The sequence below is a fragment of the Acinetobacter sp. YH12241 genome (assembly GCF_013417535.1).
In the GTDB taxonomy this organism is placed as follows: domain Bacteria; phylum Pseudomonadota; class Gammaproteobacteria; order Pseudomonadales; family Moraxellaceae; genus Acinetobacter.
On record NZ_VPDQ01000003.1, the window covers coordinates 112,141 to 126,106 of the forward strand.

Here is a 13,966-nt window from a genome sequence, read left to right on the forward strand (position 1 = left end):
ATTCGCCCACCTATAAAATAGTCGACATTTATTTGCAGCTAAGAAAAGCTCATCACATATTGTTAAATTTTGGATTTTATCAAGCTATCCCGATTGGGATTTTTGTTGTTTTTTGCTTACAATTTTATTAATAACTGTTATCTTTAACAGGGTCATAAAATTTCTATAAAACCATAATTAGAGACAGAAACTCATGTGGGAACTGTTCATTCATCCTTCCAACATTGTATTTAGTATCAGTTTAAGCCTGATGCTGATGTTTGCTGCCTTGGAATGTGTCTTGCTGATGCTAGGAGGTGGTTCCCAGAATATGTTCGAACAATTTCTGCCTGAAGAACCGCTTCATCCGGAAGTAGGTATTGATCAGCAGACCGGCCTGTTCAATAAAGTATTCGACTGGCTTTATCTGGGTCGCCTGCCTCTCTTTATCTGGCTCATTATTTTCCTGACCAGTTATGGTCTGAGCGGTTTATTGATCCAAGGCCTGTTCGAACGATTTACCAGTCAGCTTTTAAATGCATGGATTATTTCCCCTGCCTGTTTATTTTTATGCATGCCGATTGTACGTGGGCTGTCCGTGCTTGCTGCCAAAATTCTGCCTCAGGATGAAACCATCGCGATCTATAGCGATGAACTGATCGGACGAACCGCCACGATTATTCTGGGAGATGCCAAAGCTAACTCCCCTGCTCAGGCCAAAGTTCAGGATCAGCATGGTAAGACCCATTATGTGCTGGTCGAACCTGAACGCAATGAAATATTTAATCAAGGTCAGACAGTGGTTTTGACTCAAAAAACTAAAAATGGCTTTCAGGCTATTGAACTTTAATTAAACCAATTTCCTATAAAAATTAAGCTTGCCCAAAGAGACTTTATAACAATGCTAAATTTTGATTTATATAATGTTTTGATTATTGCGGGGATTATATTCGTTGGCCTAGTCACCTTCGGATTAATCATTGCGCGTTTATACCGTCGTTCCAGTAAAGAGATTTCCTTTGTACGTACCGGTTGGGGTGGTGAAAAAGTGATTCTAGGTGGTGGGGCTTTGGTGCTACCGGTGCTACATGAAATCATTCCCGTCAATATGAATACCCTACGGCTGGAAGTCCGTCGTGCCGATGATCAGGCGCTGATTACCCGTGATCGCATGCGTGTCGATGTAATGGCTGAATTCTATGTGCGCGTTAAGCCTACCGCCGATTCGATTGCAACCGCAGCACAAACTCTTGGTCAAAAGACCATGTCGCCAAACGAATTAAAGAATCTGGTAGAAGGAAAATTTGTCGATTCACTCCGTGCGGTGGCTGCTGAAATGGCCATGGAAGAATTACACGAAAAACGGGTCGACTTCGTACAAAAAGTACAGCAAGTGGTGTCTGAAGATCTGCACAAAAATGGTCTGGAACTGGAAACTGTTTCTTTAACAGGTCTGGATCAAACCGGCTTTAAATATTTCAATCCACAAAATGCTTTCGATGCTGAAGGTTTAACCAAACTCACTGAAACGATTGAAGATCGTCGCCGTAAGCGTAATCATATTGAACAGGATACAGATCTGGCCATTAAAGCCAAAAATCTGGAAGCTGAGCAAGCACGTCTACAAATTATCCGTGAAGAAGAATATGCCAAACTGCAACAGGAACGTGAAATTTCGATTCGCCGCGCTGAACAGTTAGCTGAAATTGCAGCTCAGGAAGCTGCAAAAAAACGTGAAGCGGAAGAAGCCCGTATTGCTGCTGAACGTGAAGTAGAACTGAAACGCATTCTGGCAGCTCGTGATGTTGAAAATGAAAACATTCAGAAAGCCCAGCTCATTCAAAAAGCCCAAGTTGAACAGAAGAAAACGATTGAACTGGCTGAACAGGATCGTGCAATTGCGATTGCAGAAAAATCACGTGCTGAATCTGAAGCCAAAGCTTTAGCTGATCAGGCACGTGCTCAAGCGGTTAAAGCGGAAGAAGAAGTCGTTACTGTCCGCCAGATCCAGCAAGCAGAACGTCAAAAAGCGGTTGAACTGGTTGCAGCGAAAGAACAGGCTGAGAAAGATGCAATTGCCATTACCGTTGCAGCAGAAGCTGGCAAACAGGCAGCAGCTGATGATGCAGAAGCGGTTCGTATTGCCGCTGAAGCCGAAGCTGAAAAAGTTCGCTTGAAAGCCAAAGGTGAAGCGGATGCAAAAGTCTTACTTGCTCAAGCGATGGAGAAACAGTATCAAGTCGATGCTGAAGGTACCCGCGCAGTGAATGAAGCAAATAATGTACTGTCATCTGAACAGGTGGAAATGCAAATCCGCCTAGCCATGCTGAAATACTTACCTGAAATCATTCGTGAAAGTGTTAAGCCGATGGAAAACATTGATGACATCAAGATTCTGCAAGTGAATGGTTTACATGGCACACATGCGGGCTCTTGCCAAGCAGATGCCCATCATGAAGGCGGCAATGTTGCCCTCTCCGATCAGGTGGTGAATAGTGCTTTGCGTTATCGTAGCCAGGCACCTTTGATTGATAGCCTGATGAATGAATTAGGCATTCAGGGTGGTGACATCAATGGGATGACTCAAAGCCTGAAAGCTAAAGCTGGTATAGATAACTAAATACTCAATTTTCGAATTATCATTTAGTTAGACTTTAATCTCCTTTTGCAGCAATTATAAAAAAGCCCTCAATATTGAGGGCTTTTTATCAGCTTAATAAATTAAGCCAAACCTTTTTCTTTCAAAACCTCAAGCATGGTTGAACCCAACTCTGCAGGACTACGTGTATACGCCATTCCCGCGCGTTCAAAAGCTGCAAACTTCTCTTCAGCAGTTCCTTTACCGCCAGAAATGATGGCACCTGCGTGACCCATACGCTTACCTTTCGGCGCTGTTACACCAGCGATATAACCTACCACCGGCTTGGTCACATGCGACTGGATATACTCAGCTGCTTCTTCTTCCGCAGTACCGCCAATTTCACCAATCATGATAATGGCTTCAGTTTGCGGGTCTTCCTGGAATAGTTTCAAGCAATCAATCTGGTTCATGCCTGGAATCGGATCACCACCGATTCCGATACAGGTTGACTGTCCAAGACCTAATTTAGTGGTTTGTGCAACCGCTTCATAAGTCAAAGTACCTGAACGTGAGATAATGCCGATCTTACCTGGCTGGTGGATATGACCTGGCATAATCCCGATCTTACACTCGCCTGGCGTAATGATACCCGGACAGTTTGGACCGATCAGACGCGTACCATTACCATTGGTTTCCAGATAACGTTTAGCTTTTAGCATATCCAGTGTTGGTACACCTTCAGTAATCACAACAATCAGCTCAATACCTGAGTCAACAGCTTCTACAATAGAATCGAGGACAAAAGGTGCAGGCACATAAATCACAGAAGCATCAGCTTGAGTTTCTTGCACCGCTTCACGCATAGTATTAAATACTGGCAGATCCAGATGTGATTGACCACCTTTGCCTGGTGTTACCCCACCAACGACTTTAGTGCCATAGGCAATAGCCTGTTCAGAGTGAAATGTACCGTTCTTGCCTGTAAAGCCTTGGACTAAAACTTTGGTGTCTTTATTAATTAATACGCTCATTGTGATACTCCTTAAGCTTTTACTGCAGCAACAATTTTTTCTGCAGCATCGGCCAAGCCATTTGCAGAAATCAATTTCAAACCAGATTCATCCAGTAACTTGGCACCAAGCTCTGCATTGTTCCCTTCAAGGCGAACAACTACAGGCACAGTGACATTTACTTCCTGAACCGCTGCAATAATTGCCTCAGCAATCATGTCACAACGTACAATTCCACCAAAAATATTAATCAAGACACCTTGTACAGAAGAATCTGCCAAGATAATTTTAAACGCTTCAATGACACGCTCTTTGGTCGCACCACCGCCCACATCCAGGAAGTTGGCTGGTTGACCACCATAAAGCTTGATAATGTCCATGGTTGCCATCGCAAGACCAGCACCATTGACCATACAACCAATATTACCCTCTAAAGCAACATAGTTCAGGTCAAATTCAGATGCTTTTAGCTCACGCTCATTTTCTTGTGATTTGTCACGCAAAGCAGCGACTTCAGGCAGACGGTAAAGTGCATTCGAATCAATACCGACTTTGGCATCGACACAGAGAATGTCACCATTTTCACGAACAGAGAGCGGGTTAATTTCAAATAAAGCAAAATCATTTTCGACAAAGGCTTGGTAAGCAGCTGTCATGACTTTAACAAATTGATTGATCTGGCTATCTTTTAACTTAAGTGCAAACGCCACTTCACGCGCCTGAAATGGCAATAATCCTACTAAAGGATCAACTTCGACTTTAATGATTTTTTCAGGATTTTCTTCTGCAACTTTTTCAATTTCGACACCACCTTCAGTGGATGCCATGAAAGTAATACGACGGCTAGAACGGTCTACCACTGCACCTAAATAGAGTTCACGCTCGACCGGATAAACATCTTCAGACACCAAAATACTATTGACTGGTTGACCATTTGCATCGGTTTGATAGGTCACTAAACGTGAACCAATAATCTGATTGGCATATTCAGCTGCTTCTTCAGCCGACTTTACCACTTTTACCCCACCCGCTTTGCCACGACCACCTGCGTGAACCTGCGCTTTTAATACCGCAAACTTCCCACCAAGCTGCTCAAAAGCATGTACTGTTTCCTCAGCATTGGTAGCAAGAATACCTTCTTGTACAGGCATCCCATATTTTTTTAATAACGCTTTTGCTTGATACTCATGTAAATTCATTGATTAACCTTTTACTACTTATTTGACTTTGTTATTACACGTTTTCCCAATATTTCTTGGTTCACATCAATCAATATTGGTATTTTTGGATCTTAGATTTTACTTATCTTTATTTTTAGATGATTATTCATTCAAAAACAACCACCAAATGTAAAAAGAGCGGCCTGAGCCGCTCTTCGAAGAATTACTTACGCTTACGTTGGATCGCGTGGATCGCACGACCATCGACTGCAAGAGCAGCTTCATGTACCACTTCAGAGAATGTTGGGTGACCGAAAGTCATCAACTGTAGATCTTCAACTGAAGAGACAAACTCAAGTGCGATCATACCTTGGTGAACGATATCAGACGCAGCAGGTCCAATCACGTGCATACCAAGTAGACGGTCAGTTTTTGCATCAGCAACAAACTTCACGAAACCGGCACCTTCACCAGCAGCCAAAGCACGACCATTTACAGCAAAACCGAATTGACCAGTTTTCACTTCATGACCTTTTTCTTTGGCTTGCTCTTCTGTTAAACCTACCCAAGCCGCTTCCGGGTGAGTGTAGATGACAGAAATGATAGTATCGTAGTTCACTTGAGCAGCATGACCGTGGATACGTTCAACAGCCATTACGCCTTCTTCCATTGCTTTATGTGCAAGCATTGGACCACGTACCAAGTCACCGATTGCGTATACGCCTTCAACAGAAGTTGCACACCAGTCGTTTACCTCAACCAGACCGCGCTCAGTCAGTTTGATACCTGAGTCTTCAGCCAATAAACCTTCAGCATAAGCACGACGGCCTACACAAACGATCAGCTTATCGAAAGTCTGTTCTTTGTCTTCGCCGCCCTGGCTGTATTTAACAGTCACTTCACGACCGTTAACTTCAGTACCAGAAACTTTTGCACCAATGCGGATATCAAGACCTTGCTTGGTCAGCAGTTTTTGGTAGTCTTTTGCCAATGCTTTGTCAGCCATTGGCAAGAATGCGTCCATTGCTTCAAATACAACAACTTCCGCACCCAGACGACGCCATACTGAACCAAGTTCAAGACCGATTACACCAGCACCGATCACACCAAGACGTTTAGGCACTTCTGGGAATTCAAGCGCACCAGTTGAGTCTACGATCAGGTCTTGATCTACAGGAGCAACTGGAATATTGACTGGTACAGAACCAGATGCAAGGATGACATATTTAGGCTCTAAAACCTGAGTTTCGCCTTCATGCGGTACGAACTCAACTTTTTTACCAGCAAGTAATTTACCAGTACCTTGTAACCATTCAATGCCATTACCTTTAAGTAACTGCGCAACACCACCAGTCAATTGCTCAACGACTTTGTCTTTACGCGCCAGCATTTTAGACAAATCGAAAGCAACTTCACCCGTTGTAATACCGTGGTCATCTAAATGCTTAACAGTATCTTCATAACGGTGAGAAGAATCTAAAAGTGCTTTAGAAGGAATACAACCTACGTTTAAGCAAGTACCGCCTAAAGAAGGTTTACCTTTATGAATACGTTTTTCGATACACGCAACTTTAAAACCAAGCTGTGCAGCACGAATTGCAGCTTCGTAGCCACCTGGGCCACCACCGATTACAACTAAATCGAATTGTTGAGACATTATTCTCTCCAAAAATGGGCCTAGAGGATCACCCTAAGCCCATGGATTTATTCTTTAGAATTAAAGATCAAGGATCAGACGAGCTGGTTCTTCTAACAATTCTTTGATTGTTACAAGGAAACCTACAGCTTCTTTACCATCGATTAGACGGTGGTCATAAGAAAGCGCTAGGTACATCATTGGCAAGATTTCAACCTGACCATTCACTGCCATAGGACGTTCCTGGATTTTATGCATACCCAGAATCGCAGTTTGTGGAGTGTTCAAGATTGGAGTTGAAAGCAATGAACCGAAAGTACCACCGTTGGTAATTGTGAAAGTACCACCAGTCATGTCTTCAATCGCAAGTTTACCTTCACGCGCTTTACCAGCGTATGCACGGATACCATTTTCAACTTCAGCATAGTTCATACGGTCTGTATCACGAAGTACAGGAACCACTAGACCACGGTCAGAAGAAACTGCTACACCGATGTCATAGTAACCATGGTAAACGATATCATCGCCATCGATAGACGCATTCACTGCTGGATAGCGTTTCAGTGCTTCAGTCGCAGCTTTAACGAAGAATGACATGAAGCCTAGACGCGCACCATGACGTTTTTCAAACGCTTCTTTGTACTGGTTACGCATTTCCATGATTGGTTTCATGTTAACTTCGTTGAACGTAGTCAACATTGCTGTTTCTTGAGTTGCAGCAAGCAGACGTTCAGCAACACGTTTACGCAGACGAGTCATTGGAACGCGTTTTTCAATACGTTCGCCAACCGCAACGCTTAACGGTGCAGCAGCAGGCGCTGCAGGTTTAGACTGATGGTTCGCAACATCTTCTTTAGTAATGCGACCGCCACGACCTGTACCAGATACGTCAGCAGCATTGATACCAGATTCAGTCAATGCTTTACGTACTGCTGGAGCTTGGTCTTGAACCTGTTGACGCTCAACGATCGGTGCATTACCCGCTTCAGTTTTTGCAGCAGCTTGCTCTACTGATGCTTCAGTTTCAGATTGAACTGCTTGAGTTTGAGTTGCGCCAGATACGGCACCCTCTTCAAACTGTGCAATCACTTCAGCAGAAAGCACTGTATCGCCTTCATTTTTAACGATTGATGCAATTGTACCGTCTGCAGGAGCAACAACTTCTAAAACAACTTTATCAGTTTCAATATCACAGATCACTTCATCACGTGATACTGCTTCACCTGGTTGTTTGTGCCAAGTTGCGATCGTACCGTCCGCAACTGACTCTGGAAATACCGGTGCTTTAATTTCGGTTGCCATTATTTAGAATCTCCTGGATTATTCAGCATCGATCGCTAGAGCGTCGTTAACGAGCTGAGCTTGTTGTTTTGCATGCAAGTATGGTGAACCACACGCCGGTGCAGCTGAAGCTTCACGGCCTGCGTAACTAATACGGATTTGTTTGCCCGCTTTCATCACATCGTCATATAAACGAGGCGCGATGAACAACCAAGCACCTTGGTTTTTCGGTTCTTCTTGTGCCCAAACCAGTTCTTTCACGTTTGGATACTGAGCAAGAACTTCTGCAAGACGTGCTTCTGGGTACGGATACAATTGTTCAATACGTACAATTGCAGTGTTGTTCAATTCTTTTTCACGACGTTTTTCAACCAGATCGTAGTAAACCTTACCACCACACAGTACTAGACGAGTTACGTCTGCTTTGTTGATGTTATCTACTTCGTCGATCACAGTCTGGAATGTACCGTTAGCCAGTTCTTCCAGGTTAGACACAGCCAACTTGTGACGAAGCAATGATTTAGGTGACATGATGATCATTGGTTTACGGATCGGGCGGATTGCCTGACGACGTAACGCGTGGAAGATCTGTGCAGGTGTAGTTGGAGTCATCACTTGCATATTGTCTTCAGCACATAGCTGCAAGAAACGTTCCAGACGTGCAGATGAATGCTCAGGACCTTGACCTTCGAAGCCGTGTGGCAGAAGCATAGTCAGACCACATACACGTTCCCATTTGGTTTCACCAGATGAGATGAACTGGTCGATCACCACCTGTGCACAGTTTGCAAAGTCACCGAACTGAGCTTCCCAGATGATCAGGCTCTTAGGAAGAGTAGTCGCGTAACCGTATTCAAATGCCAGTACTGCCATTTCAGACAATAAAGAGTCATAGATCGCAACACGCGGTTGGTTCTCTTTGATATGGCAAAGTGGAATATAAGTTGAGCCATCTACCTGGTTATGCAGTTTTGCATGACGGTGTGAGAATGTACCACGACCCACGTCTTCACCAGTTAAACGAACCAGATAACCATCATCTAGCAGTGATGCATAGGCTAGAGTTTCAGCAGCACCCCAGTTCAGCGGCATTTCACCAGTTTGCATTTTCAGACGGTCGTCAATTACTTTAGATACCTGACGCTGCATCACGAAGCCTTCTGGAAGCTCACGCATTTTGCGGCCAAGCTCTTTAAGACGTTCTAGATCGCAAGTAGTATCCCACTCGTCTGTGTATTCATGACCCAAGTACGGTGTCCAGTCTACAAACATTTTTTTGTTCGGTTCTAGAACCAGTGCATTGGCAACATGTTTACCTGCTTCAAGATCAGAACGGTATTGTTCAACCATTTGATCTGCAGTAGCACGATCAAGTACACCTTCTTGAACCAGTTTGTCAGCATAAAGCGTACGAGTGGTCGCTTTTTTGTTGATCACTTGGTACATCATTGGCTGAGTTGCAGCTGGTTCGTCCGCTTCGTTATGACCACGACGACGGTAACAGAACATGTCGATCACAACGTCTTTACGGAAAGTATGACGGAAATCGTGGGCAAGCTGAGCAACAAACAACACAGCTTCAGGATCATCACCATTTACATGGAAGATCGGCGCCTGAATCATTTTCGCGATATCAGTACAGTATTCTGTAGAACGCGCATCACGTGGATCAGATGTGGTGAAACCAACCTGGTTGTTCACTACGATATGAACTGTACCACCTACTGTGTAACCACGAGTCTGTGACATCTGGAAGGTTTCTTGGTTTACGCCCTGACCTGCAAATGCAGCATCACCGTGAACAATGACTGGCAATACGTCATCACCGCCAATGTCTTTACGACGGACTTGACGTGCACGTACAGAACCTTCAACTACAGGTCCAACGATTTCAAGGTGAGATGGGTTAAACGCCAATGCCAAGTGAACTTCACCACCTGGAGTCATTACGTTAGAAGAGAAACCTTGGTGATACTTAACGTCACCAGAACCTTTTTTATGTAGTGATTTACCTTCGAACTCACCAAACAGGTCAGCCGGGTTTTTACCCATGATGTTAACCAGAAGGTTCAGACGACCACGGTGTGGCATACCGATCACGACTTCTTTACAGCCTACAGAACCGGCACGCTGGATCAATTCATTCACCATAGGAATGAAAGATTCACCGCCTTCAACACCAAAACGTTTTGCACCCACGAATTTATTACCGAGGTATTTTTCTAGACCTTCAGCCGCAGTTAAACGTTCAAGAACATGTTTTTTCTGATCAGCACTTAGTCCATATTGACCACGTGCGCTTTCAAGACGTTGCTGGATCCAGCGTTTTTCTTTGGTATCCACGATGTGCATGTATTCAGCACCGATAGAGCTACAGTAAGTCGCTTCCATCGCTTGGACCATTTCGCCCAAAGTCGCTGCTTCCTTACCAATCGCAAGGTTACCGGTATTGAATATAGTGTCCAGATCAGACTGAGTTAAACCGTGCGCAGAAAGATCAAGATCTGGCACAACTTCGCGTTTAGCCAGACCTAATGGATCCAATTTTGCTTTTTGGTGGCCACGGTTACGGTACGCAGCAATCAGCTGTAAAACGCCAATTTGACGACGTTCATGCTCTGAACTAACTGTCGATTGGATAACAGGCTGAATACGGCTTGAATTGCGACCTAAAAGTAGGAATTGCTCACGTACATTGCTGTGTGGTTGATCACCTTTTGGGAATTTATCGAAGTACGCTCTCCAGTCAGCACCCACTGAGTCTGGAGCAGTGAGGTACTGCTCATAAAGTTCTTCAATATACGCTGCACTATCAGCGGAAAGTTCAGTGTCAAGACGCAGAGCGTCAGCAACTTCTTGCATTTGTGGACCCATTTCCTATTGCAAAAACATTTTCAGGATGCTTTTTAAGCAAAACCCAGGATTAGTAATGTCAAATTGATAATTCAACATTAGTCCCCCATAAGGCATAAGCCATGAGGCGTTATCACCACACCAAGAAAATTCTTGATATGTTTAATGAACAATAACGCCCCTCAGCGGCATCATCACTCATTGAATACCCGATCGTGACCGAGCAATTTTTTGCAAATCGACTTAGAAAAAACAAAGATTTAAACTATATTTTTTCTAAAGCGACTTTGACTTACATTTATATACTATTCTCAACCTCTTCCGTGTTTAAAAAATGTACATCGGCCCACACATTTTTTAAATATAGTCTTGTGCTAAATGCTATCACGATCTCGACTAATCAATTGATTTTTTTGACGAGGAACGCATGTTTTTTAGTCAAATACTTCTATCAGAAATTACTCTAACATAGGGAGCTTTAAATGAAAAACACATTCAGCGTAGACCAAAGTCCTACATCTTTTTGATAAACAAAAAGAGAGTAAATCTTCCAATCCACTCCCTTTGCAACTTTGCGTTATATAATAACATTATTGAAAACCTTTTTCAGTCCAGAATTACATCTAAAAATCATAAATACCTCAAACAACATCATAATAGTGCATAAATCCGACCAAAATGTTCTGCAATGATTCATTACCCGATTTGATCATATGAGATACAGCACCAATAACAGCAGTTTTCACGACCACTGTTCGTTTATGGAGCCCTATAAAGCAAAAAGCACACCAAGTGGTGTGCTTTTTGAAAAACTGTTTATTGCAGTCTAAATTAGCCAGCCATATCTAGAAGCATGTTACGGATGTGACCGATTGCTTTAGTAGGGTTCAAGCCTTTAGGACATACAGATACACAGTTCATGATACCTTTACAACGGAACAGAGAGAACGGATCGTCAAGACGAGCCAGACGCTCTTGAGTACCTGTATCACGCGAATCGATGATGAAACGGTATGCATTCAATAATGCTGAAGGACCCAAGAACTTGTCTGGGTTCCACCAGAATGATGGGCATGAAGTTGAACAACATGCACAAAGAATACATTCATACAGACCATTCAAGTGTTCACGTTCTTCAGGAGACTGCAGACGCTCTTTAGGAGGTGCAGGCTGGTTGTTGATCAAGAACGGATGAATCTTGTTGTACTGGTCGTAGAACTGGTTCATGTCAACTACAAGGTCTTTGATTACTGGAAGACCAGGTAGTGGACGAATCGTGATTTCATTTGGTAAATCGTTCAGGTTCCAAAGACACGCCAAACCGTTTTTACCGTTGATGTTCACACCATCAGAACCACAGATCCCTTCACGGCATGAACGACGGAATGTCAAAGATTCGTCCTGTACTTTTAATGCAAGAAGCGCATCAAGCAACATACGGTGCTTATCAGTCAGTTCAAGCTTAAAAGTTTGCATATACGGTGCTTTATCCTTATCAGGATCGTAGCGGTAGATATGAAATGTACGAGTACCTCTACTCATCTTTAATCTCCTGATTAGAATGTACGTGGTTTCGGTGGAATTGCATCAACCGAAAGTGGTTTGTAACGCACTGGCTTGTACTCAAGACGGTTATCAGCAGAGAACCACAAGGTGTGTTTCATCCACTCGTCGTCACGACGGCCATATGGATACTCTGGGTGATCTGGTGGTAATTCGAAATCTACCACAGTGTGAGCACCACGACATTCTTTACGTGCAGCAGCTGAAATCAAGGTCGCTTTAGCAACTTCATACAGGTTTTCAACTTCTAGAGCTTCAATACGTGCAGTATTGAATACTTTAGATTTGTCTTTCAAGTGAATGTTGCGAACACGCGGCTCAATTGCAAGAATTTGTTTTACACCTTCTTCAAGCAGCGCAGTTGTACGGAATACACCCGCGTGGTCTTGAACGATGTCACGGATTGCATCAGCAACTTCTTGAGCATTCTCACCAGTTGTTGATTCATCCAGCTTACGAACACGCTTAATTGTGTTTTCAAGCACAGTTGTAGGAAGCGGTTCATACTCATCACCGTGGTGTTTAGTCACGTAGTCGATGATGTGCTGGCCAGCAGCCTTACCAAATACAACCAAATCAAGCAGTGAGTTTGTACCTAAACGGTTTGCACCGTGTACAGATACACATGAACATTCACCGATCGCATAGAAGCCTTTCACTGGTTTCGTGAAGTTGCGACCTTCTTGGTTAGTAGAATAGGTATCAGTATTCTTGTCGTAGTTGGTTACTAGAGCTTCAGATTCTGGAGACTCAGGAACAACTACCTGACCATGAATATTTGTAGGAATACCACCCATTTGGTAATGGATTGTAGGTACTACAGGAATTGGCTCTTTAGTAATGTCAACGTTCGCGAATTTCTTACCAATCTCGAATACAGATGGCAGACGTTTCATGATGGTGTCAGCACCCAAGTGAGTCATATCAAGAAGGATATAATCACCTTTAGGACCACAACCACGACCTTCTTTGATTTCCTGGTCCATAGAACGTGATACGAAGTCACGAGGAGCCAAGTCTTTCAGAGTCGGTGCATAACGTTCCATGAACGGTTCGCCGTCTTTGTTACGAAGGATTGCACCTTCACCACGACAACCTTCAGTTAACAGTACGCCTGCGCCCGCAACACCTGTAGGGTGGAATTGCCAGAATTCCATATCTTGTAATGGAATGCCTGCACGAGCTGCCATACCAAGACCGTCACCGGTGTTGATATAAGCATTAGTAGATGCACGGTAAACACGACCAGCACCACCTGTAGCGAATAATGTAGCTTTCGCCTGGAATACAGCAATTTTACCAGTTTCCTGATCGATTGCTGTCACACCCAGTACATCACCAGCTTCGTTACGGATCAGGTCAAGCGCGATCCATTCAACGAAGAACTGAGTACCCATTTTCACGTTGCTTTGATAAAGCGTATGAAGAAGAGCGTGACCTGTACGGTCGGCTGCAGCACATGCACGTGGAACTGCTTTTTCACCGTAGTTTGCAGAGTGACCACCAAATGGACGTTGGTAAATCGTACCGTCTGCGTTACGGTCAAATGGCATACCTAAATGTTCTAATTCGTATACCACTTGCGGTGCTTCGCGAGTCATGAACTCGATCGCGTCTTGGTCACCTAACCAGTCAGAACCTTTAACTGTGTCGTAGAAGTGGTAATGCCAGTTATCTTCTTGCATGTTACCAAGAGATGCACCGATACCACCCTGCGCTGCTACAGTGTGAGAACGTGTTGGGAATACTTTAGTCAGTACCGCAACTTTCAAACCTGCTTGAGCAAGTTGGTAAGAAGCGCGCATACCAGAACCACCACCACCAACGATAACTGCATCGAAAGTTTCGTGTGGAATATTTGTGTAATCTTCTTTAGGGGTTATAGCGCCCATGATTGTTTCCT

General features: G+C 43.8%; 9 protein-coding genes. 2 read left to right on the plus strand and 7 right to left on the minus strand.

Annotated features, from left to right (window positions below; genetic code table 11):
• Positions 1–193 precede the first annotated feature (193 nt).
• Together FTV18_RS03105 and FTV18_RS03110 are read left to right on the plus strand one after the other, a co-directional pair.
• Positions 194–829 carry a YqiJ family protein gene (locus FTV18_RS03105; protein ID WP_004782965.1) on the plus strand — a complete coding sequence of 212 codons (636 nt, stop codon included), beginning with the start codon at positions 194–196 and terminating at the stop codon, positions 827–829.
• Positions 830–880: 51 nt separating this feature from the next.
• Positions 881–2,599, plus strand: a complete 1,719-nt coding sequence (locus FTV18_RS03110) for a flotillin family protein (protein WP_180016790.1) — start codon at positions 881–883, stop codon at positions 2,597–2,599.
• Positions 2,600–2,700: 101 nt separating this feature from the next.
• Here the strand turns inward: FTV18_RS03110 and sucD are convergent, their stop codons facing one another.
• From sucD to FTV18_RS03145, 7 genes are all read right to left on the minus strand, one after another.
• Positions 2,701–3,591: a succinate--CoA ligase subunit alpha gene (sucD, locus tag FTV18_RS03115; protein ID WP_004782969.1), complete on the minus strand. Its 891-nt coding sequence runs from the start codon at positions 3,589–3,591 to the stop codon at positions 2,701–2,703.
• Between the two features lie 11 nt (positions 3,592–3,602).
• A complete protein-coding gene (sucC, locus tag FTV18_RS03120) occupies positions 3,603–4,769 on the minus strand; it encodes an ADP-forming succinate--CoA ligase subunit beta (protein ID WP_004782971.1) in 1,167 nt (388 codons plus the stop codon).
• Positions 4,770–4,953: 184 nt separating this feature from the next.
• The gene (gene lpdA, locus FTV18_RS03125; RefSeq protein WP_004782973.1) at positions 4,954–6,387 is read right to left on the minus strand and encodes a dihydrolipoyl dehydrogenase; all 1,434 of its coding nucleotides are present in this window, start codon (positions 6,385–6,387) and stop codon (positions 4,954–4,956) included.
• A gap of 60 nt (positions 6,388–6,447) precedes the next feature.
• Complete coding sequence (gene odhB, locus FTV18_RS03130) at positions 6,448–7,668, minus strand: 2-oxoglutarate dehydrogenase complex dihydrolipoyllysine-residue succinyltransferase (RefSeq protein WP_005234619.1); 1,221 nt, start codon at positions 7,666–7,668, stop codon at positions 6,448–6,450.
• 18 nt (positions 7,669–7,686) lie between these two features.
• Entirely contained in the window at positions 7,687–10,509 is a 2,823-nt protein-coding gene (locus FTV18_RS03135; RefSeq protein ID WP_005234618.1) for a 2-oxoglutarate dehydrogenase E1 component, read from the minus strand.
• An 822-nt stretch (positions 10,510–11,331) separates the two neighbouring features.
• On the minus strand, positions 11,332–12,042 hold the full coding sequence (locus tag FTV18_RS03140; protein ID WP_004782977.1) for a succinate dehydrogenase iron-sulfur subunit: 711 nt from the start codon (positions 12,040–12,042) through the stop codon (positions 11,332–11,334).
• Positions 12,043–12,056: 14 nt separating this feature from the next.
• Positions 12,057–13,955 (minus strand): FAD-binding protein, encoded by a 1,899-nt coding sequence (locus FTV18_RS03145; protein WP_004782979.1) that lies wholly within the window; start codon positions 13,953–13,955, stop codon positions 12,057–12,059.
• Between the last annotated feature and the right edge of the window lie 11 nt (positions 13,956–13,966).

What these genes read in the sequence shown, in the direction of transcription:
- sucD (WP_004782969.1), bottom strand. Translation starts at nt 3,591, where the DNA reads ATGAGCGTATTAATTAATAAAGACACCAAAGTTTTAGTCCAAGGCTTT.
- sucC (WP_004782971.1), bottom strand. Translation starts at nt 4,769, where the DNA reads ATGAATTTACATGAGTATCAAGCAAAAGCGTTATTAAAAAAATATGGG.
- lpdA (WP_004782973.1), bottom strand. Translation starts at nt 6,387, where the DNA reads ATGTCTCAACAATTCGATTTAGTTGTAATCGGTGGTGGCCCAGGTGGC.
- FTV18_RS03105 (WP_004782965.1), top strand. Translation starts at nt 194, where the DNA reads ATGTGGGAACTGTTCATTCATCCTTCCAACATTGTATTTAGTATCAGT.
- odhB (WP_005234619.1), bottom strand. Translation starts at nt 7,668, where the DNA reads ATGGCAACCGAAATTAAAGCACCGGTATTTCCAGAGTCAGTTGCGGAC.
- FTV18_RS03140 (WP_004782977.1), bottom strand. Translation starts at nt 12,042, where the DNA reads ATGAGTAGAGGTACTCGTACATTTCATATCTACCGCTACGATCCTGAT.
- FTV18_RS03110 (WP_180016790.1), top strand. Translation starts at nt 881, where the DNA reads ATGCTAAATTTTGATTTATATAATGTTTTGATTATTGCGGGGATTATA.
- FTV18_RS03135 (WP_005234618.1), bottom strand. Translation starts at nt 10,509, where the DNA reads ATGCAAGAAGTTGCTGACGCTCTGCGTCTTGACACTGAACTTTCCGCT.
- FTV18_RS03145 (WP_004782979.1), bottom strand. Translation starts at nt 13,955, where the DNA reads ATGGGCGCTATAACCCCTAAAGAAGATTACACAAATATTCCACACGAA.